Genomic DNA, 20,111 nt, shown 5'->3' on the forward strand with positions numbered 1-20,111 from the left:
CATGGAATGGACATCATGGATTGGCTATCTGGCAGCCTGTCTCACCACGCTCTCTTTTTTGCCGCAGGCCATTAAGGTTATTGTCACTCGCAACACCCAGGGTATTTCGGGTCTGATGTACGTGATGTTTGTCTGCGGGCTGGTGATGTGGCTGGTTTACGGTTTGATGATTGAAGACAAGGCTGTGAGTATGGCGAATTTTCTGACGCTGGTGTTTGCGATGCCAATTCTTGTCATTAAGCTGCGTCGAGGGTAGAGAAAGCCGGCCTGCAGGAGCCATCCTGTAGGCCGGATCGGCATTGGTGTCACCTGCCCGCATTTAACTGACGGTTATGCCAGCGCGCAAGCAGCAGCACCGTGGTCAGCGCGCCCAGCAGGGCGCAGAACATATCCGATTGCGTATCCCACGGGTCCCCCTGAGTGCCGAGGAAATCATCCGCGCCTTGCCCCATCGCCAGGGCGGCCCACCATTCAATCAGCTCGTAGGTGGCGCTAATGGCCAGCGCCACGCAGCACACCAGAAATGCCAGCATTTTAGGACCTTTGACGATACTCCCGCGCAGCAGAATTTCGCGTGCCGCCAGCGCAGGTACCAGGCCCTGGAAAAAGTGGCCGAGCTTGTCATAAGGGTTGCGGCTCAGGTTAAACCATTGCTGGACATCAAAGCCGATGGGCACCTTCGCGTAGGTATACTGACCGCCGACCATCAAAATAATGGCGTGACAGAAAATCAGCGCGTAAAGCAGCGGGGTGAGTGGATAACGGTGGGCGGTGAAAAGCAGCAACGGGATGATGATAATCACCGGCGTGACCTCCATCAGCCAGGTCACTTTTTCAGCGGCGTTAACGCCGGTGTAAACCAGAAAGAGGGCTAGCAGCAGCGCCCCCGTGCGCAATATCAGAGGGTTAACGGTGCGGTTCATCAGGCTTTCGCAAAGAGTTATGGAAAACATCACTATTGACCGTGTCGCTGAAAATTTCAACATTCGTATTCCCTTGTGATGAATTGTCAGCCTTGCGCTTACGGTTCAGTCATTTACCCATCCTGCTTTCGCTTATATACTCGTGCTTCTGCTATCAGCAACCAGACGGATTACATGTATCAACCTGTCGCACTATTTATCGGCCTGCGCTACATGCGTGGGCGAGCAGCGGACCGCTTCGGTCGCTTTGTTTCCTGGCTGTCGACAATCGGCATTACGCTTGGCGTGATGGCGCTGGTCACCGTCCTTTCGGTGATGAACGGCTTTGAACGCGAGCTGCAAAACAACATTCTGGGGCTGATGCCGCAGGCCATTCTGAGCGCTGAACAGGGTTCCCTGAATCCGCAAAAAATCCCGGAAGCGAGCGTGAAGCTCCAGGGCGTGACCCGTATTGCACCGCTGACCACCGGCGATGTGGTGCTGCAAAGCGCGCGTAGCGTCTCGGTGGGCGTCATGCTGGGTATTGACCCGGCGCAAAAAGATCCGCTGACGCCGTATCTGGTGAACGTCAAGCAAACCGATCTCACCGCCGGGAAATACAACGTGATTCTTGGTGAGCAACTGGCGGGCCAGTTAGGCGTCAATCGCGGCGATCAAATCCGCGTGATGGTACCGTCTGCCAGCCAGTTCACCCCGATGGGGCGTCTGCCGAGCCAGCGCTTGTTCACGGTGATTGGCACCTTCGCCGCCAACAGCGAAGTCGATGGCTATCAGATGCTGGTCAATATCCAGGATGCCTCGCGTCTGATGCTCTATCCGCAGGGCAACATTACCGGCTGGCGTCTGTGGCTGGATAAACCGCTGCAGGTCGACACCCTCAGCCAGCAAACGCTGCCGGAAGGCACCAAATGGCAGGACTGGCGCGAGCGTAAAGGCGAGCTATTCCAGGCCGTGCGCATGGAAAAAAACATGATGGGGCTGCTGTTGAGCCTGATCGTCGCGGTCGCCGCGTTTAACATCATCACCTCGCTGGGGCTGATGGTGATGGAGAAGCAGGGCGAAGTGGCGATTCTGCAAACGCAGGGGCTGACGCCGCGACAGATCCTCACCGTCTTTATGGTGCAGGGGGCCAGTGCGGGCATCATCGGCGCGGTGCTTGGCGCGCTGCTGGGCGTGCTGCTTGCCAGCCAGCTCAATAATTTAATGCCGATTATCGGCGCGTTCCTCGACGGTGCGGCGTTGCCGGTTGCCATCGAGCCGCTGCAGGTTATCGTGATTGCGCTGGTGGCGATGGCCCTGGCGCTGCTGTCAACGCTGTACCCTTCCTGGCGCGCTGCCGCCACTCAACCCGCTGAGGCTTTACGTTATGAATAAGATCCTGTTGCAATGCGACAACCTGTGCAAACGCTATCAGGAAGGCTCGGTGCAGACTGACGTGCTGCACAACGTTAGCTTCAGCGTGGGCGAGGGTGAAATGATGGCTATCGTCGGTACCTCGGGTTCCGGGAAAAGTACGCTGCTGCACCTGCTGGGCGGGCTGGATACGCCAACCAGCGGCGACGTCATTTTCAGCGGCCAGCCGATGAGCAAGCTCTCTTCGGCAGCGAAGGCTGAGCTGCGTAATCAGAAGCTTGGGTTTATCTACCAGTTCCACCACCTGCTGCCGGACTTTACCGCGCTGGAAAACGTGGCGATGCCGCTGCTGATTGGCAAAAAGAAAGCCGCTGAGATCAACTCGCGCGCGCTGGAGATGCTGAAAGCGGTCGGGCTGGCCCACCGTGCGAATCACCGTCCGTCGGAGCTGTCCGGTGGCGAACGCCAGCGCGTGGCGATTGCCCGTGCGCTGGTCAATAACCCGCGTCTGGTGCTGGCGGATGAGCCCACCGGTAACCTCGATGCCAAAAACGCCGACAGCATTTTTAAACTGCTCGGCGAGCTGAACCAGTCGCAGGGAACGGCCTTCCTGGTGGTTACCCACGATCTGCAGCTGGCGAAACGCATGGGGCGTCAGCTGGAGATGCGCGACGGTCACCTGAGCGACCAACTGACCCTGATGGGAGCGCATTAATGGCTCCTTCGCTGTCGTTACTGATTGGCCTGCGCTTTAGCCGCGGGCGTCGGCGCAGCGGCATGGTGTCGCTGATTTCGGTTATCTCCACCGTGGGGATTGCGCTGGGCGTGGCGGTGCTGATCGTCGGCCTGAGCGCGATGAACGGCTTCGAGCGCGAGCTGAACAACCGCATTCTTGCGGTGGTGCCGCACGGCGAAATCGAAGCGGTCAACCCGCCGTGGAACCACTGGCAAAACGTACTGCCGAAAGTTGAAGCCGTGAAAGGCATTGAGGCCGCGGCGCCGTACATCAACTTTACCGGCCTGGTGGAGAGCGGTAGCAACCTGCGCGCCATTCAGGTCAAAGGCGTCGATCCGCAGCAAGAGAGTAAACTGAGCGCTCTGCCGCGCTTTGTTCAGGCGAATGCCTGGGCGAATTTTAAGGCCGGAGAGCAGCAAATTATCCTCGGCAAAGGCGTCGCCGATGCGCTGAAGGTGAAAGCCGGAGACTGGGTGTCGATCATGATCCCCAACTCGAATCCCGAGCATAAGCTGCTGCAACCGAAACGCGTGCGCCTGCACGTCATCGGTATTCTCCAGTTGAGCGGTCAGCTTGACCACAGCTTCGCCATGATTCCGATGCAGGATGCCCAGCAGTATCTGGATATGGGAGAAAGCATCACCGGTATCGCCATTAAAGTGAACGACGTGTTCAACGCCAACAAACTGGTGCGCGACGCGGGCGAGGTCACCAATAACTACGTCTATATCAAGAGCTGGATTGGCACCTACGGCTATATGTATCGCGACATTCAGATGATCCGCGCGATTATGTATCTGGCGATGGTGCTGGTGATCGGCGTGGCCTGTTTTAACATCGTGTCGACGTTAGTGATGGCGGTGAAAGATAAAAGTAGCGATATTGCGGTCCTGCGCACATTGGGCGCCAAAGACGGGCTGATTCGCGCAATTTTCGTGTGGTATGGTTTATTGGCTGGCCTGTTGGGCAGTCTTTGTGGTGTGGTTATCGGCGTGTTCGCTTCGCTGTACCTCACCGACATTATTAAGGTGATTGAAAAGATTATTGGTCATCAATTCTTATCGGGTGACATCTATTTTATCGACTTCCTGCCGTCTGAACTGCACTGGCTGGATGTCGTTTATGTGCTGGTCACGGCACTGTTGCTGAGTCTGCTGGCAAGCTGGTATCCCGCCCGCCGCGCCAGCCGTATCGACCCTGCGAGGGTGCTGAGTGGCCAGTAATTTGACGTCCTGACCGCGCGGCGTTGCTGCTGCGTGCGTCAGTTAGAGGAATGAACAATGATGCATTATGGATTTGACATTGGCGGCAGCAAAATCGCGCTGGGCGTATTTGATTCATCGCGCCAGCTTCAATGGGAAAAACGTATCCCGACGCCGAAAGAGAGCTATGAAAGCTTCCTTGAAGCGGTAACCGGGCTGGTGGCGGAAGCCGACGCACGTTTTAACTGCCGTGGCACCGTGGGTATCGGCATTCCCGGTATGCCGGAAACTGAAGACGGCACGCTGTATGCGGCGAACGTCCCGGCGGCGACCGGTCGACCGCTCCGTGCGGATCTTAGCCGTTTGCTCGACCGCGACGTACGTCTGGATAACGACGCTAACTGTTTTGCCATCTCCGAGGCCTGGGACGACGAGTTTACCCAGTACCCGCTGGTGATGGGCTTGATTCTTGGCACCGGCGTCGGTGGCGGTATCGTGCTGAACGGTAAATCGATTACCGGTCACAGTTATATTACCGGCGAGTTTGGTCATATTCGCCTGCCGGTCGACGCGCTGGAAGTGGTGGGGCGTGATTTCCCGCTGGTGCGCTGCGGCTGCGGCCAGCTCGGCTGTATCGAAAACTATTTATCCGGTCGTGGGTTTGCGTGGCTGTACAACCATGTCTACCAGCAGCCGCTGACCTCGCCGGAAATTGTTGCCCTCTGGCAGCAGGGAGACGAAAGGGCGCGCGAGCACGTTGAGCTTTACCTTGATCTGCTTGCCGTGTGCCTGGGGAATATACTGACCATTGTCGACCCGGATCTGCTGGTGCTCGGCGGTGGGTTATCAAATTTTTCAGCGATCGCCGATGGACTTGCGCACCGCTTACCGCGTCATTTACTGCCTGTAGCCCGCACGCCGCGCATTGAACGCGCACGCCACGGTGATGCAGGAGGGATGCGCGGCGCTGCGTTCCTTCATCTGACCAACTAACATGGAGTAGATATGCAGTCGCGCCGCTTACATCGATTGAGCCGTTTTCGTCGGAATAAACGTCAGCTGCGCCAGCGTCTGCGCCAGCGGATTTTTTTCACGGACAGGGTGATGCCAGAAGAGATGGATAAACCAAGAGTGTTGGTGTTAACCGGCGCGGGGATTTCGGCAGAGTCGGGGATTCGGACTTTCCGGGCGGCCGATGGGCTATGGGAAGAGCATAAGGTTGAGGACGTGGCGACACCGGAAGGCTTCGCGCGTAATCCTGAGCTGGTTCAGAGCTTTTACAACGCTCGTCGCCGTCAGCTCCAGCAGCCGGAGATTGCGCCTAACGCGGCGCACCTGGCGCTGGCACGGCTGGAAGAGGCGCTCGGCGAGAACTTTATGCTGGTCACGCAGAACATCGACAATCTGCACGAGCGCGCGGGCAACAAAAACGTGCTGCACATGCACGGTGAGCTGCTAAAGGTGCGCTGCACCCAAAGCGGCCAGGTGTTCGACTGGCCGGGCGATTTGCCGGTAGACGAACGCTGCCACTGCTGCCAGTTCCCGGCGCCGCTGCGTCCGCATATCGTCTGGTTTGGCGAGATGCCGTTTGAGATGGACCATATCTACCTCGCGCTGTCGATGGCCGACATTTTTATCGCCATTGGTACGTCAGGCCACGTTTACCCGGCTGCTGGCTTCGTCCACGAGGCTAAGCTACACGGCGCCCATACCGTGGAACTCAACCTTGAACCCAGCCAGGTCGGCAGTGAGTTTGAAGAAAAGCACTACGGGTTGGCGAGTGAAGTGGTGCCAGCGTATGTGGCGAAACTGCTGAAAGAACTGTAATCTCGCGGTGTCGATAATGAAAAAGCGGAGCCCAGACTCCGCTTTTTTGTGGCCGCTAGCCCGGTGTCACTGTGCTCAACCGGGTGGCGGGATTAACGCCCGGCCTTCAGCTTCTGATAATACTCTTCGTACAGCGTGCTGGCAGCGCCCACATCGTTCTGCCACTCGCCTTTCTGCACGGTTTCCGCGTCCGGGTAGAGCGACTTGTCGTTGGCCACTTCCGGGCTCAGCAGCTTGCGCGCCGCCAGGTTTGGCGTCGGGTAGCCGATGGTTTCTGCAACCTGTTTAGCCACGTCCGGGCGCAGCAGGAAGTTAATCAGCTTCAACGCGCCCGCTTTGTTTTTGGCGTTGGCCGGAATCGCCAGGCTGTCCATCCAGAAGATACCGCCTTCTTTCGGCCAGACGATTTCCAACGGCGTACCTGCCTGACGGGCGACGAATGCCGAGCCGTTCCACACCATGCCGAGATTCACTTCGCCTTCCATATACGGGTTGGCCGGGTTGTCAGAGTTGAAGGCGGCCACGTTTGGCATCAGTTTTTTCAGCTCGTTATAGGCCGCTTCAATCTCTTTCGGGTCGGTGGTGTTGCCGGAATAGCCCAGCTTGCGCAGCGCAATCTGGAACACTTCGCGAGCATCGTCGGTCAGCAGCAGGCTGCCTTTGTATTCCGGTTTCCACAGATCGGCCCAGCTGGTGACGGTTTTCGGGTCAATCGCGTCGCTGTTGACGCCAATAGCGGTCGCCCCCCAGATGTACGGAATGGAGTAGTCGTTATTCGGGTCGAACGGCTTGTTGAGCATCTCCGGGTCGAGATTTTTGAAGTTACTCAGCTGCGTTTTATCGATCTTCTGAATCATCCCTTCTTTGCGCATTTTGTCGACAAAGTAGGTGGACGGCACCACCAGGTCATAGGCACCGTCTTTATAGGTCTTGAGCTTGGCGTACATGGTTTCATTCGATTCGTATGTCGAATAGATAACCTTAATGCCGGTCTCTTTGGTGAACTGTTCCAGCAGTCCTGGCGGAACATATTCCGTCCAGTTATAGAAATACAGCGTTTTGCTATCGTCCGCGTGGGCTGCGCTCATACCGAGCGCTAAAGCACCTGCCGCGAGCAGGTGGCGTGACCATTTCATCATTTTACGTCCCCTGAGTTTAGTGCCTGACCTTCAGGCCCTTCGTTTTATCACGTGCAATCAGCTGGCTGGCAATCACCATCACCAGCGACAGAACCAGCAGAATGGTAGCCAGTGCGTTCACTTCTGGCGATACGCCAACCTTCACCATCGAGTAGATCTTCAGCGGCAGAATCTCGTAGCCTGGCCCAGTGACGAACGACGAAACCACCACGTCATCCATCGACAGGGTGAAGCTCAGCAGCCAGCCCGCGGCGACCGCCGGCATAGCCAGCGGCAGAATAATTTTGCGCAGGATGGTCAACTCGCTGGCCCCCAGATCTTTCGCCGCCTCAAGCATCCGTACGTCAAAGCCTTTCAGACGCGAGAAGACGGTGACCACCACGAACGGCAGGCAGAACGTGATGTGCGAGAACAGCAGCGACCAGAAGCCGAGCTGAATCCCTATCAGCATAAACAGCACCAGCAGGGAGATAGCCATGACGATATCCGGCGACATCATCACCACAAACAGCATCCCGCTGACAAACGGTTTACCGCGGAAACGGTAGCGATAGAGCGCCACAGCGGTCAGCGAACCAATAAGCGTCGCAGCGGTGGCGGAGAAAATCGCCATCGTCAGCGAGTGTTGGGCCGCCTGCAGCAGGCTGTCGTTGTTCATCAGCAGGCTGTACCACTGGGTGGTAAAACCCTGCCAGTTGATCCCGAAATGTGAGCTGTTAAACGAGTTCACGATCAAAATGATAATCGGAATATAGAGATAAGCATAAATGGCGGTCATAAAGCCGCCGCGCAGCAGTCGACCGATCATTCCAGTTCCACCTTTTTATTCAGCAAACGCGAGGCGCGCCAGTAGACCAGCAGCATCAGCCCCATCACCACCGTCAACGTAATGCTGGTGGCCGCGCCGAAAGGCCAGTCGCGAATGTTGAGGAACTGGCTCTTAATGACGTTGCCAATCAGCAGGTTCTTCGCGCCGCCCATCAGGTCAGAGACGTAGAACAGCCCCATCGCCGGTAACATCACCAGCAGACAACCGGCGATAATCCCCGGCATGGTCAACGGAATAATAATACGGATAAAGGTTTGCAGCTTGTTGGCGCCGAGGTCTTTCGCCGCTTCCAGCAGCGGTTTGTCGAGCTTTTCGATGCTGGAGTACAGTGGCATGACCATAAATGGCAGCAGGATATACACCAGGCCGATAATCACCGCGCTGGGGGTGAACATGATACGTATAGGGGTATCAATGATGCCGAGCCACAGCAGGAACTCGTTGAGGTAACCTTTGGTACTGAGGAAAATTTTCAGCCCATAGATGCGGATCAGCGAATTGGTCCAGAAGGGGACAATCAGCAAAAACAGCAGCAGTGGGCGCACCTTCTGCGGCAGGCGGGCAAGGAACCAGGCGAAGGGGTAGCCCAGCACCAGACACGCCAGCGTGGCGATGGCCGCCATATTCAACGAGTGCAGCAGCACCTGCGCATACAGCGGGTCGAGCAGGCGCGCGTAGTTGTCCAGCGTGAAGACCATCTGGACAAAGTTGGCATCGTCACGCGTCAGGAAGCTGGTGACGATGATCATCAGGTTGGGCAGGAACACAAACAGCACAAGCCAACCGACGATGGTGGCAATCACCACGTTCTGGAACTTACTTGTGCTCTTCATCAGCCAGTACGACCTCCCAGCTTTCGACCCAGTTAATCGCCATTTTCTGGTCCAGCGAGTGGTCGAAATCAGGATCGTCTTCGTTGAAGAATTCGCTGACCATCACCATCTTGCCGTTTTCCAGTTCGACAACCGACTCCAGGGTCATGCCCTTGTAGTTGCGTTCACGGATATAGCCGATAAGCCCTTCCAGCTCGGTACCATCGTGGATCTCATCGACGCGGAGATCTTCCGGGCGCAGCAGAACGTGGAGCTTTTGTCCCGCGGTGACCGGGAAGTTGACGTAGATATTGCACTCGCGACCTTCCACGTTGGCGCGCACGCGCTGCTCGTCAAGGCGCTCAATGACGGTCGCATCGAAGAGATTAATCTCGCCGATAAAGCCCGCCACAAACAGGTTTTTCGGCTCTTCGTAGATTTCACGCGGCGTGCCGTCCTGCTCAATTTTACCGTCGCGCATGACCACGATGCGGTCTGACATGGTCAGCGCTTCTTCCTGATCGTGGGTGACGAAGACAAAGGTGATGCCGAGCTTACGCTGCAGGGCCTTTAGCTCGTTCTGCATCTGCTTACGCAGCTTGTAGTCGAGTGCGGAGAGCGACTCATCCAGCAGCAGCAGGCTAGGTTTATTGACCACCGCGCGGGCGATGGCGACACGCTGCTGCTGGCCGCCGGAAAGCTGATGCGGTTTACGTTGTGCGAACTCTTCCAGTTGGACCATACGCAGGGCGTCAAGCACTCGCGGCGTAATTTCGCTGGCCGGCGTTTTTTGCATGCGCAGGCCAAACGCGACATTGTCGAAAACGGTCATGTGCGGGAAGAGCGCGTAGCTCTGGAATACGGTATTGACGTGGCGATCTTCAGCCGGAACGTGGGTGATATCCTGGTTTTCCAGGTGGATCTGCCCGGCATCGACGCTCTCCAGCCCGGCAATCAGGCGCAGGACGGTCGTTTTGCCGCAGCCCGAGGGGCCAAGCAGCGTGAGAAACTCGCCGTTATTGATGGTCAAATCGAGATCCGAAATGACCGTTTTACCATCGAAGTCCTTGCGAATCCCCACCAGTTCCACCAGCGGTGACAGCGAACGCGATTTTGTATTCAATTTATTACTCTGTCCCATGTAAACGCATCGAAAAAATCTGGCGATGCGGGGTTTGTGGTTAACCACCTTTAGACGTTTAGAGGTCTGATACGTATTAATAAGGGCTGGCATTCTACGGCAAACGTGCTCAATCGCCAATCCTTGTTAAACTTACTATAGGAATATCTGACGATTAGATGCCGTTCGGGGAAAAAAAGTTGCCTTTGCCGGGCTAAAAGTGACCTGACGCAATATTTGTCTTTTATGGCTTATTGATAATGTTGTCACAAAAAGTGAGGGTGGCTACATGGATAAATTGCTTGAGCGTTTTTTGCAGTACGTTTCTCTGGACACGCAATCGAAGCCCGGCGTGCGTCAGGTGCCGAGTACCGAAGGGCAGTGGAAACTGTTACATCTGCTCAAAGAGCAATTAGAAACGATGGGGCTGGTGAACGTTACGCTGAGCGAGAAGGGCACGGTCATGGGGACCCTGCCTGCGAACGTCAGCGGCGACATTCCGGCGATTGGTTTTATCTCCCATGTGGATACCGCACCGGATTTTAGTGGTAAGAACGTTAACCCGCAGATTGTGGAAAACTATCGCGGTGGCGATATCGCGCTGGGCATCGGCGATGAAGTGCTTTCGCCGGTGATGTTCCCGGTGTTGCATCAACTCTTGGGCCAGACGCTGATTACCACCGACGGCAAAACGCTGCTTGGCGCTGATGATAAAGCTGGCATCGCCGAAATCATGACCGCGCTGGCGGTGCTGAAAGGCCAGAACATCCCGCACGGGGATATCCGTGTGGCCTTTACGCCGGATGAAGAAGTGGGCAAAGGGGCGAAACACTTCGACGTTGAAGCGTTTAACGCTCAGTGGGCCTATACCATTGACGGCGGCGGCGTGGGGGAACTGGAGTATGAAAACTTCAACGCAGCGTCGGTCACTATCAAAATTGTCGGCAACAACGTCCATCCGGGCACGGCCAAAGGGGTAATGGTGAATGCGCTGTCGCTGGCGACGCGCATTCATGCGGAAGTGCCGGCCGATGAAAGCCCGGAAAAAACCGAAGGCTATGAAGGTTTCTATCATCTCACCAGCATTAAGGGCACGGTTGACCGCGCGGAAATGCACTACATCGTGCGCGATTTTGACCGCAAGCAGTTTGAAGCCCGCAAGCGCAAGATGATGGAGATCGCCAAGAAGGTGGGCAAAGGGCTGCACCCGGACTGCTATATTGAGCTGATTATCGAAGACAGCTACTACAATATGCGTGAGAAGGTGGCGGAACATCCGCACATTGTCGATATCGCCCAACAGGCGATGCGCGATTGCGATATTGAGCCCGATCTCAAGCCGATCCGCGGTGGCACCGACGGCGCACAGCTGTCGTTTATGGGACTACCGTGCCCGAATATTTTCACCGGCGGCTATAACTACCACGGCAAGCACGAGTTCGTGACCCTGGAAGGGATGGAGAAAGCGGTGAAGGTGATTGTGCGTATCGCAGAGCTGACGGCCCAGCGCGGCTAACTGGCAAAGAAAACCCGGCGTAGATTTGAGCCGGGTTTTTTTATGTAGGCCGGATGGCGGCGTAAACGCCTTATCCGGCCTACCATCAGCGTTGGTCCGGTCGTTTATTCTGCGAAGAACCAGTACCCGCTGTTGACCAGCGCGGTCAACATCACCAGGAACGACGGGTCGTCCAGCGCCTCGCCGAAGTGCTGACTCTCCAGCATAATACTGCCCGCCATCGCATCCAGTGCATGCTGGTGCGGAGAGTCCACTTTCTCGCCGTTAACGAAGAAGTCATCGCCAATGCGGATGACCCGCAGCCCGCCCAGGCGCTGTAACATATCGCCCTGCTGCAGCGCGTCGTAAATCTCATCCGGCTGATACGGCGGCTCCGGCGGCGCAACGTCAAGCTCGTGGCGCGACTGGCTGATAAATTCCCCCAGCCACTGCTGGAAATGCTCAGGTTGTTGTATCAACCCCAGCATCATATCGCGCAGGCGATCGACCTCTTGCGGCAGCAGATCTGCCGGGTGGTCGCGTGCCGGAACGTCCGGGTCGCTGTAGTGCTGGTTGCCCAGATCGCGTTGCAAAATATAGTCGGCAAAGCCGCTAATCAGCTCGCGGCTGTTTGGCGAGCGGAAGCCCACGGAATAGTTGAGCGAGTTTTCCAGCGCGTAGCCTTCGTGCGGGAATCCCGGTGGAATATAGAGGATATCGCCTGGCTCCATCTCTTCATCAATGATGGCGTCAAACGGCTGCACCTGGAGCAGATCCGGATGCGGGCAGTGTTGCTTGAGCGTGGTTTTCTCGCCCACGCGCCAGCGGCGACGGCCAGTGCCCTGGATAATAAACACGTCATACTGGTCGACGTGCGGGCCAACGCCGCCGCCGGGGACGGAGAAGGAGATCATCAGATCGTCGATACGCCAGTCGGGGAGGGCGCGGAACGGGCGCATCAGCGCGCTGGAAGGTTCGTGCCAGTGATCAACGGCCTGGACCAGCAACGACCAGTTGCTCTCGCCCAGATGATCGTAGCTTTCAAACGGACCGTGGCTGACCTGCCAGTCACCGTCAAGATGACTCACCAGTCGGCTATCAACCTCATTTTCCATCGCCAGACCTGCCAGTTCATCCGGTGAAATGGGGTCAATAAAATTGGCGAAGCCGCGTTTAAGCACGACCGGTCGTTTTTGCCAGTAGCGCGCCAGAAAATCGGGCCAGTTTAACGTTAAGTGGTATTCCATATGACTTTTTCCGCAGCAGATGTATGTCCGGATTATACATCTTATTCACAAAACTACCCTGCTGCGGAAACAGAATTTACCCTTCGTGACCGTCCAGATTCTGATGACCGAAGATCACTTCCATTTTCGCGCCGCCAAGGAGGCTATCGCGGGTCACAATCTGGCCGTCATACTGCTCGACGATATCACGGACAACGGCAAGGCCAACGCCCTGTCCTGGGCGCATGGTATCGGCGCGCTGACCGCGGTCGAACACGATATCGCGTTTGCTCTGCGGAATGCCTGGGCCATCATCCTCAACGATAATATGCAGGTAATCATCGGTCTGGCGGGCGGAAACCTCGACAAATTCAAGGCAGTATTTACAGGCGTTATCCAGCAGGTTACCCATGACTTCCATAAAGTCGTTTTTCTCACCGGCAAAGGTGATTTCCGGTGAAATATCCAGCGTGATATTTACCCCTTTGCGCTGATAGACCTTATTGAGCGCGGAAGTCAGGCTATCGAGCAGCGGCGCCACCGGGTGCAGTTCACGGCTGACCAGCGTACTGTCGGTGCGCATACTGGCGCGATGCAGGTAATAGCCGATTTGCTGCGAGATCCGGCTGATTTGTTCCAGCATCACCGGCTCAGCCTCGCTGACGGTGATTTTTTCACTGCGCAGTGAACGCAGCGAGCTTTGCAGCACTGCCAGCGGCGTTTTCAGGCTGTGCGTCAGGTCGGTGAGGGTGGTGCGGTACTTATCATAGCGTTCGCGCTCGCTTTTCAGCAGCCGGTTGAGGTTGCGTACCAGGCTGGTCAGCTCGCGGGTGGTGTCCGGGTTGAGGTGTTCACGGTGGTGATCTTCTAGCTCACGCACTTCACGGGTAAGGTCGGCGATGGGGCGCAGGCTCCAGTGAGCGGCAATCCACAGCAGCGGAATCACCAGCAGCAGGTTAGCGGCCAGCACGTAGGAGAACCAGCTCCAGACCATGTAGGAGCGTTTAAGCTCAATGGGCACGGTGTCCACCACCACGATGGTGAGAGCGGGCATCGTACTGGTCGCCGGGTAGCTATTGACGGCCACCGAGTGCGTCATCTCCGAATCATCGCCGGCTTGCTGCATTTCACTGAGTTCCTTTTGAATCTCGTGATTGCCGTGAAGGAGCGTACTGGAGGAGGTTGCATTGGCCTCGATTTCATAAAACCCATTGCCTTTCAGCCACTCGGGTTGAATGCTTTGGGTCAGCCACGGCAGATTTTTTTGCTGCCACAGCAAATTTCCCTTGTCGCCGTAAATCAGCGCCACCGTCGGGCCCTGCATATTCAGATTATCGGGGATCTCTACGTCCAGCTTATTGTTTTCCCATCTGGCGAGGGTATAGAACAGGTTGCTCTCGCCGCGTAGCAGACGAAAAGTTGTTTTATCAAAGCTGACGCTGTAGCCCACCAGCGCCACCATGCCGTAGGCCAGCGACAGAACGATAACCACGGCGGCTGTCGCCAGCAGAAAGCGCATCCGCAGCGACAGCGGCAGAATATGCCGTCGGATATTTTTCATTCGCGAAGTTCGAACAGATAGCCCTGGCCGCGTACGGTAATAATGACGTCCTGCGGATACTGAGCCTGAATTTTTTTACGCAGGCGGCCCATCAGCACATCGATTGTGTGACTTTCGCGCAGCTCGGCGTCCGGATAGAGCTGAAGCATTAAAGAATCTTTACTGACCACTTTGCCATTATTGCGGATCAGCGTTTCCATAATGGTGTATTCGAAGGCGGTGAGTTTGATCACTTCTTCATTAATGGACAGTTCGCGACGTGAAAGGTCCACCTGGAACGGGGGTAAAGAGATCACCTGCGAGGCGTGGCCGCTGTTACGACGCATCAGCGCCTGCATGCGGGCGGCAACTTCTTCAATATGGAACGGCTTGGTGACGTAGTCGTCAGCACCAGCGCTCAGTACCTCCACTTTGTCCTGCCAGCTTTCACGCGCGGTCAGCACCAGAATCGGTAGTGAAATATCATGGCTGCGCCAGCGGCGAATCAGCGACAGGCCGTCTTCATCCGGCAACCCAAGGTCGACAATGGCAATATCGGGAATATGCTCGCCTAAAAAATAGTCTGCTTCCTTCGCATCTTCTGCGGCATCCACCTGATGACCCATTTCCTGGAGCTGAACTTTCAGGTGATGACGTAACAGAGCGTTGTCCTCTACGACGAGTACGCGCATGCTGTTTCTCCATTAAATTAACGACGTGAATAGTTTAGCGCTAAATATTGCTACAAACCACATGATGTTGAAATCACATGATTTTTATCTCTACGGTTATGCCGGAGCCCCACATCATAAACCATACGTGCATTTTCGCGTTCCTGCTGACGATCTCATTGATTGACAACGCTCTGGCTCACTTTTGCTCATTTAATCTGGTGCCCTTTCCAGGGTGTGTGAACTATAAACTGACTCCCATTCGTAAGCTTAAGCATTTCTGATAAAACCGACGTTTGTTTATTCACTGTTAAAGGTATCCGGACCCGGTATCACGGCTCTGAAGCGGTGTTGGTAAACGATTTATAGACTATGGTTATTTTTGTGGTTGCTAAGCAGACGAAGAATTAGTGCTAATGCATAATGGTGAAAAGATAACGTATGGCAACTATCAGATCTCGCAACTAAATTTGTTAAAATCGTGATTATTATGTTGAGGAACCACCTTGAAGAAGAAAACCAGTTGTTTAGTGATGAGTAGCATCCTTGGAGGTGCTGGCATGCTGGCTTCTCCATTGGCATTGGCGGATTGTACCGATCCATCGGGTGCGACGGTAACCTGTAGTAACAGTGTTACGACGCCACAATATTTTCGCACTGACGGACAAAGTGTCACTGTTGCCCAGGGAACGCAATTTACAACCACTGGGGGGGATGCTGCTATCTATTTTGGCAACCATAAAGCAAGTTTGCTGAATAATGGGAACATCACTTCCGATGGTGATGGGATTCGTTTTTTCTCGACAAATAATTCCAAAGTTGAAAATAAGGGGACCGTGACAACTTCAGGTACCCAGACTAATGCTATCAATGTGGCTGAGGTGGCAGATAGCGAAGTATTAAATACCGGTAAATTGACTACGGCCGCAGATGGGGCTAATGGGATTTATTTAAATGCTGTGTTACGTAGCTCTATAACAAATAACGGCAATATTACAACTTCAGGGGCGAATGCTGATGGTATTAATGCAAACTCCTTCCAAAGTAGCCTGATTGCAAACAACGGTAATATCACGGTTAATGGTGCCGGAAGCAACGGTATTAATGCCGGGAGTAACGTAACGGATACGACCCTGCAAAACCTGGAAAATGGTGTTATTTATGCCCCGAATGGGACGGGTATTACGGTGACTGATAATACCGCAATAAATACCCTTCTCAATGCCGGTATTATTGATGGAGGCTTGGCAGGGGTATCGTTAGGGGGGACCTCTCAGACCGGAACATTAGTCAATACAGGCACTATCATTGGTGGTGGTAGCGGCAACGCCGTGGTGTTAACGGATACTGCGAAGGTGAACCAGTTCGAGAACAAGGGGTTAATTGGCTCACTAACGGGTGATGCTATTCAGGTTGCCAGCACAAGTACAATTGTCGGGGGTATTAATAACCAGGGGATTATTATTGGGCGAGTTAATGCCCCGAACAGTGCGATGAGTAACAGCGGTATTTTTGAGTTGCTCAGCAGCCAGCAGCCCTCAACGGTTAATACTTACGTTCAAAATAGCAATGGTGTGCTGGCGTTGCAGGCAGACAGCACCAGTAGCTATGGACAGTTAAATGTCGCCGGGAATGCTTCACTGAATGGACGAACAGTGGTGATCACCCGAGGTAGCACAAGTTTTGCTGATGGTGATGAACTGGTTGATGTCGTAACGGCGAGTAATATCACGGGTTCACCATCGGCGGTACTGGATGACTCGCTTCGTTATCAGTTTATTCAGGTGCAAACCGGAAGTAGCTACTCCCTGAAAATTGCCGAGACCAATCTGACGACCGTCAATAACGCCATTACTAATACCAGCCAGAACACGTCATTGGTTGGTGTTGGGTCCGTGGTGGATAACATTATCAACAACAATAATACCGGCTCTCAGAACTGTACCGGCGCTCTGGCGAGTACGGTATGTGCCATCACCTCGTCATTTAATGCCAGCCAGGTTCACAAAAATGTGGTTCAACTTGCTCCGTTGATGGATGGCAGCATGACATACATTGAAATGAATAATCTGCGCGCATTTGGCGATATCGTAAACAGCCGTCAGGAGTCTGTTCGCGGTCAGGGTTATACCAACGAATTTAATCCTGAAAAATACCTGTGGATCCGCCCGGTTGGACGCTGGGATAACCAGTCCAACCGTGGCGATTACGCAGGTTATAACGCCGATACCCGTGGGATCGCCATCGGTGCGGATGGCCTGATATTAGACAAAACCCGTCTTGGCCTGGCGCTGGGCATGAGTCGAACAGACGTTAACGATACCTCGGATGACATCCGCCATGATGCGCGTGTGGATAGCTGGAATATTCTTGCTTATGGCGGCTATGATTTTACGCCTGACACGGCTGTAACCTGGCAAACTGGCTTCGGGCGAAATAATACGACCGGCAATCGTTATTTGAATATTGAAAACCCTACCGATGGAAGCACTGCCTACAATGGCGTCGCACACTCAGATTACGACAGTGATACGTTCCAGGCTGGGATAGGGCTGCAAAGCACTTTCCACCCCATGGATGACGTCATGCTCACTCCTGAACTGCGTACTGATTACTATCGCGTGAAGGATAAAGGTTACCAGGAGACTGGCGCCGAGGATGTCGGCCTGAAGGTGGGAGGGGTCACAACCGAGGCCCTGGTGGTTTCCAGCAAATTGAAAGCGGGTATCAAGCTTTCGGAGATTGTTGATGTACATGGTTATGTCGGGGCGGGTTACGATACAAAGAACGATCGTAGCAAAACCACGGCGGCATTTATTGGCGCAGCGGACACGCCGTTTACCTATCATGGTATGAGTGAAAGCCCGTGGATTGCGATGGCCGGTGTTGGTGTGACGGCCAGATTCACAGATGTACTTGATGGCACCGTACAGTATGATGCGAATCAGCGAACACAATTCACCAGCCAGAGTATTAGCCTGAAGGTGCGCTACGCGTTCTGATTACCGTTGAAATAGCTGATTAGCCAGTGACGATTGTTGCTGGCTTTTTTTATTGCAATAAGGAACGCCCTGGGACATCAGCCCAACGGGCTAGCGGCGAGTTTCCAGCGCTGACAATAAAATGAGGGAAAATCCCCTTCTCCAGAACGAAGAAGGGGAGAGCCGCGATTATTTCAGCTCGTCGACCATGGTGATGGCGCGGCCGATGTAGTTCGCCGGGGTCATCGCCTTCAGGCGGGTCTTCTCTTCTTCCGGCAGCGCAAGGCCGTCGATGAATTGCTTCATGCCTTCGGCATCAACGCGTTTGCCGCGGGTCAGCTCTTTCAGCTTCTCGTACGGCTTCTCGATACCGTAGCGACGCATTACCGTCTGGATCGGCTCAGCCAGAACTTCCCAGTTATGGTCCAGTTCATCCAGCAGACGATCGCGGTTCACTTCCAGTTTGCTCACCCCTTTCAGCGTGGACTGATAGGCAATCAGTGCATAACCGATACCCACACCAAGGTTACGCAGTACGGTAGAGTCGGTCAGGTCACGCTGCCAGCGGGAAACCGGCAGTTTACTGGCCAGGTGTTGCAGTACGGCGTTGGACAGGCCCAGGTTGCCTTCGGAGTTTTCGAAGTCGATCGGGTTGACCTTGTGCGGCATGGTGGACGAGCCAATCTCGCCGGCGATGGTTTTCTGTTTGAAGTGGTTCAGTGCAATGTAGCCCCACACGTCACGATCGAAGTCGATAAGGATCGTGTTAAAGCGAGCGACGCAGTCAAACAGTTCGGCGATATAGTCGTGTGGTTCGATCTGGGTGGTGTAGGGGTTCCACTGAATGCCCAAAGAGGTAACAAACTCTTCGCTGAACTGATGCCAGTCAACCTCTGGATAGGCGACAATGTGGGCGTTGTAGTTACCCACCGCGCCGTTGATTTTGCCCAGAATTTCAACCTGGCTGAGCTGACGATACTGACGCTCCATACGGTAAGCAACGTTCGCCATCTCTTTACCGATGGTGGACGGCGTGGCAGGCTGACCGTGAGTACGGGAGAGCAGCGGGATATCGCGATACTGCACCGCCAGATCTTTGATGGCGTCGATAATCTTACGCCAGTACGGCAGCACCACGTCTTCACGGGCGGTTTTCAGCATCAGCGCATGGGACAGGTTGTTAATGTCCTCGGAGGTGCAGGCAAAGTGGATAAACTCAGACACGGCGTGCAGTTCAGGCACTGACGCGACTTTTTCTTTCAGGAAATACTCAACTGCCTTCACGTCATGGTTGGTGGTACGCTCGATAGTTTTAATGCGCGCGGCGTCTTCTTCGCTGAAGTTAGCCACGATGCTATCAAGGTAACCGTTTGCGTCGGCAGCAAAAGCAGGAACTTCCTTGACGGCTGCGTGTGCGGCCAGCTTTTGCAGCCAGCGTACTTCGACTTGTACACGGAATTTCAGCAAACCATATTCGCTGAAAATCCCGCGCAGCGCGCTGACTTTATCGCCGTAGCGTCCATCGACAGGGGAAACGGCGGTCAGTGAGGATAATTCCATAGATCACAACTCCGGGGTTAAATGAGCAAGAATTTGTTTTGCCTGAGCGGTCAGGCGATTACGAGAAAACATCAGCTGCAGACGTCCGCCACCGACCTGGTGCCACAGCACCGCAGAGCGGATCCCAGCCAGCAACGAGGCGCGGACTTTGGCCTGAACCTGTGGGCTTTGCAGCACAGCAGGGGAGCCGGTGACCTGAATACGCGGGCCAAGTGGGCTGATGACGTCAACATAGATACCCGCCATGGCGCTTAGCAGGGTATCGGACTGCAAATCAAAATGGTCGAGCTGGCGCTGTAACCCATTGATGCGGTTACCCAGCGTCTCCATAGCGCCTTTCGCGGCGGCGAGCTTGCGCTCAAGCACCATCAGGCTAAGAGTATAGCGGGTTAACTCGGCGTTCAGACCCTGACGGCTGCTGGCATTGAGCACGCCGAGTAAGGTTTCCAGGCCGAGACGAAGATTCGCTTCGCTGCCACCGAACACGCCCAGCGCGGAGTCTGGGTTGAGGTCGATAACGCTGTTCAGCGAGACGTGTAACGCCTCGCCGTCGCAGTGCCCCTGATGGGCCAGCTGCTGCACCAGACGGGCTGACTGGCAAATTCCCGCCAGCGCCAGGGTGATGTCATAGTAATTCTTCGCCACGCTAACTCCTTGTTGGCGCCTGGCCCGGCGGCGCGACGCCAGGCAGGCTACG

Annotated in this window: 17 protein-coding genes and 1 pseudogene; 8 read left to right on the top strand and 10 right to left on the bottom strand. The window is 55.0% G+C overall.

Annotation, left to right across the window (positions count from 1 at the left end; genetic code table 11):
* The first annotated feature begins 1 nt into the window (after position 1).
* Entirely contained in the window at positions 2 to 256 is a 255-nt protein-coding gene (locus tag K7B04_RS14810) for a SemiSWEET transporter (RefSeq protein ID WP_163448086.1), read from the top strand.
* A gap of 49 nt (positions 257 to 305) precedes the next feature.
* Here K7B04_RS14810 and K7B04_RS14815 read toward each other — a convergent pair whose 3' ends face one another.
* Positions 306 to 923: a DUF2238 domain-containing protein gene (locus tag K7B04_RS14815; protein WP_223804172.1), complete on the bottom strand. Its 618-nt coding sequence runs from the start codon at positions 921 to 923 to the stop codon at positions 306 to 308.
* Between the two features lie 174 nt (positions 924 to 1,097).
* Here K7B04_RS14815 and lolC point away from each other — a divergent pair, with 174 nt between their 5' ends.
* From lolC to cobB, 5 genes are read left to right on the top strand one after another with little or no spacing between them, the layout of a single operon-like run.
* On the top strand, positions 1,098 to 2,297 hold the full coding sequence (gene lolC / locus K7B04_RS14820) for a lipoprotein-releasing ABC transporter permease subunit LolC (RefSeq protein ID WP_163448085.1): 1,200 nt from the start codon (positions 1,098 to 1,100) through the stop codon (positions 2,295 to 2,297).
* Positions 2,290 to 2,991: a lipoprotein-releasing ABC transporter ATP-binding protein LolD gene (gene lolD / locus K7B04_RS14825; protein WP_064549182.1), complete on the top strand. Its 702-nt coding sequence runs from the start codon at positions 2,290 to 2,292 to the stop codon at positions 2,989 to 2,991. Before lolC ends, lolD begins: the two co-directional genes overlap by 8 nt.
* A complete protein-coding gene (gene lolE / locus K7B04_RS14830; RefSeq protein WP_163448084.1) occupies positions 2,991 to 4,235 on the top strand; it encodes a lipoprotein-releasing ABC transporter permease subunit LolE in 1,245 nt (414 codons plus the stop codon). The genes lolD and lolE overlap by 1 nt, the downstream gene beginning before the upstream one ends.
* Positions 4,236 to 4,295: 60 nt before the next feature.
* A complete protein-coding gene (nagK, locus tag K7B04_RS14835; RefSeq protein WP_065356372.1) occupies positions 4,296 to 5,207 on the top strand; it encodes an N-acetylglucosamine kinase in 912 nt (303 codons plus the stop codon).
* Positions 5,208 to 5,219: 12 nt separating this feature from the next.
* Entirely contained in the window at positions 5,220 to 6,041 is an 822-nt protein-coding gene (cobB, locus tag K7B04_RS14840) for a Sir2 family NAD+-dependent deacetylase (protein ID WP_163448083.1), read from the top strand.
* A 92-nt stretch (positions 6,042 to 6,133) separates the two neighbouring features.
* Here cobB and potD read toward each other — a convergent pair whose 3' ends face one another.
* The 4 genes and pseudogenes from potD to potA form a co-directional block, all read right to left on the bottom strand.
* A complete protein-coding gene (gene potD, locus K7B04_RS14845) occupies positions 6,134 to 7,180 on the bottom strand; it encodes a spermidine/putrescine ABC transporter substrate-binding protein PotD (RefSeq protein WP_064549194.1) in 1,047 nt (348 codons plus the stop codon).
* Positions 7,177 to 7,988, bottom strand: a pseudogene (gene potC, locus K7B04_RS14850) (spermidine/putrescine ABC transporter permease PotC). Before potC ends, potD begins: the two are co-directional and overlap by 4 nt.
* A complete protein-coding gene (gene potB / locus K7B04_RS14855) occupies positions 7,985 to 8,842 on the bottom strand; it encodes a spermidine/putrescine ABC transporter permease PotB (protein WP_163448081.1) in 858 nt (285 codons plus the stop codon). Before potB ends, potC begins: the two are co-directional and overlap by 4 nt.
* Positions 8,826 to 9,962, bottom strand: a complete 1,137-nt coding sequence (gene potA / locus K7B04_RS14860) for a spermidine/putrescine ABC transporter ATP-binding protein PotA (protein WP_163448080.1) — start codon at positions 9,960 to 9,962, stop codon at positions 8,826 to 8,828. The genes potB and potA overlap by 17 nt, the downstream gene beginning before the upstream one ends.
* Before the next feature lie 268 nt (positions 9,963 to 10,230).
* Here potA and pepT point away from each other — a divergent pair, with 268 nt between their 5' ends.
* Positions 10,231 to 11,457 carry a peptidase T gene (pepT, locus tag K7B04_RS14865; RefSeq protein WP_163448079.1) on the top strand — a complete coding sequence of 409 codons (1,227 nt, stop codon included), beginning with the start codon at positions 10,231 to 10,233 and terminating at the stop codon, positions 11,455 to 11,457.
* A 104-nt stretch (positions 11,458 to 11,561) separates the two neighbouring features.
* Here pepT and K7B04_RS14870 read toward each other — a convergent pair whose 3' ends face one another.
* The 3 genes from K7B04_RS14870 to phoP all read right to left on the bottom strand — a co-directional run bounded on the left by K7B04_RS14870 (position 11,562) and on the right by phoP (position 14,894).
* Entirely contained in the window at positions 11,562 to 12,683 is a 1,122-nt protein-coding gene (locus K7B04_RS14870; RefSeq protein ID WP_167576175.1) for a cupin domain-containing protein, read from the bottom strand.
* Between the two features lie 76 nt (positions 12,684 to 12,759).
* Positions 12,760 to 14,223, bottom strand: coding sequence for a two-component system sensor histidine kinase PhoQ (gene phoQ / locus K7B04_RS14875; RefSeq protein WP_167576174.1), 1,464 nt, complete (start codon positions 14,221 to 14,223; stop codon positions 12,760 to 12,762).
* Positions 14,220 to 14,894 carry a two-component system response regulator PhoP gene (phoP, locus tag K7B04_RS14880; RefSeq protein WP_167576173.1) on the bottom strand — a complete coding sequence of 225 codons (675 nt, stop codon included), beginning with the start codon at positions 14,892 to 14,894 and terminating at the stop codon, positions 14,220 to 14,222. Before phoP ends, phoQ begins: the two co-directional genes overlap by 4 nt.
* A gap of 485 nt (positions 14,895 to 15,379) precedes the next feature.
* Between phoP and K7B04_RS14885 the strand changes: the two genes are divergently transcribed.
* On the top strand, positions 15,380 to 17,875 hold the full coding sequence (locus K7B04_RS14885; RefSeq protein ID WP_223802359.1) for an autotransporter domain-containing protein: 2,496 nt from the start codon (positions 15,380 to 15,382) through the stop codon (positions 17,873 to 17,875).
* 168 nt (positions 17,876 to 18,043) lie between these two features.
* On the opposite strand, the gene purB is transcribed toward K7B04_RS14885, so the two are convergent.
* Entirely contained in the window at positions 18,044 to 19,414 is a 1,371-nt protein-coding gene (purB, locus tag K7B04_RS14890) for an adenylosuccinate lyase (RefSeq protein WP_167576171.1), read from the bottom strand.
* 3 nt (positions 19,415 to 19,417) lie between these two features.
* Positions 19,418 to 20,059, bottom strand: a complete 642-nt coding sequence (gene hflD / locus K7B04_RS14895) for a high frequency lysogenization protein HflD (protein ID WP_167576170.1) — start codon at positions 20,057 to 20,059, stop codon at positions 19,418 to 19,420.
* Between the last annotated feature and the right edge of the window lie 52 nt (positions 20,060 to 20,111).

Source organism: Kluyvera sp. CRP, from assembly GCF_019930565.1.
In the GTDB taxonomy this organism is placed as follows: Bacteria; Pseudomonadota; Gammaproteobacteria; order Enterobacterales; family Enterobacteriaceae; genus Kluyvera; species Kluyvera georgiana_A.

Coding starts and splice junctions, on each gene's coding strand:
- K7B04_RS14810 (WP_163448086.1), top strand. CDS start 2: ATGGAATGGACATCATGGATTGGCTATCTGGCAGCCTGTCTCACCACG.
- K7B04_RS14815 (WP_223804172.1), bottom strand. CDS start 923: ATGAACCGCACCGTTAACCCTCTGATATTGCGCACGGGGGCGCTGCTG.
- lolC (WP_163448085.1), top strand. CDS start 1,098: ATGTATCAACCTGTCGCACTATTTATCGGCCTGCGCTACATGCGTGGG.
- lolD (WP_064549182.1), top strand. CDS start 2,290: ATGAATAAGATCCTGTTGCAATGCGACAACCTGTGCAAACGCTATCAG.
- lolE (WP_163448084.1), top strand. CDS start 2,991: ATGGCTCCTTCGCTGTCGTTACTGATTGGCCTGCGCTTTAGCCGCGGG.
- nagK (WP_065356372.1), top strand. CDS start 4,296: ATGCATTATGGATTTGACATTGGCGGCAGCAAAATCGCGCTGGGCGTA.
- cobB (WP_163448083.1), top strand. CDS start 5,220: ATGCAGTCGCGCCGCTTACATCGATTGAGCCGTTTTCGTCGGAATAAA.
- potD (WP_064549194.1), bottom strand. CDS start 7,180: ATGATGAAATGGTCACGCCACCTGCTCGCGGCAGGTGCTTTAGCGCTC.
- potB (WP_163448081.1), bottom strand. CDS start 8,842: ATGAAGAGCACAAGTAAGTTCCAGAACGTGGTGATTGCCACCATCGTC.
- potA (WP_163448080.1), bottom strand. CDS start 9,962: ATGGGACAGAGTAATAAATTGAATACAAAATCGCGTTCGCTGTCACCG.
- pepT (WP_163448079.1), top strand. CDS start 10,231: ATGGATAAATTGCTTGAGCGTTTTTTGCAGTACGTTTCTCTGGACACG.
- K7B04_RS14870 (WP_167576175.1), bottom strand. CDS start 12,683: ATGGAATACCACTTAACGTTAAACTGGCCCGATTTTCTGGCGCGCTAC.
- phoQ (WP_167576174.1), bottom strand. CDS start 14,223: ATGAAAAATATCCGACGGCATATTCTGCCGCTGTCGCTGCGGATGCGC.
- phoP (WP_167576173.1), bottom strand. CDS start 14,894: ATGCGCGTACTCGTCGTAGAGGACAACGCTCTGTTACGTCATCACCTG.
- purB (WP_167576171.1), bottom strand. CDS start 19,414: ATGGAATTATCCTCACTGACCGCCGTTTCCCCTGTCGATGGACGCTAC.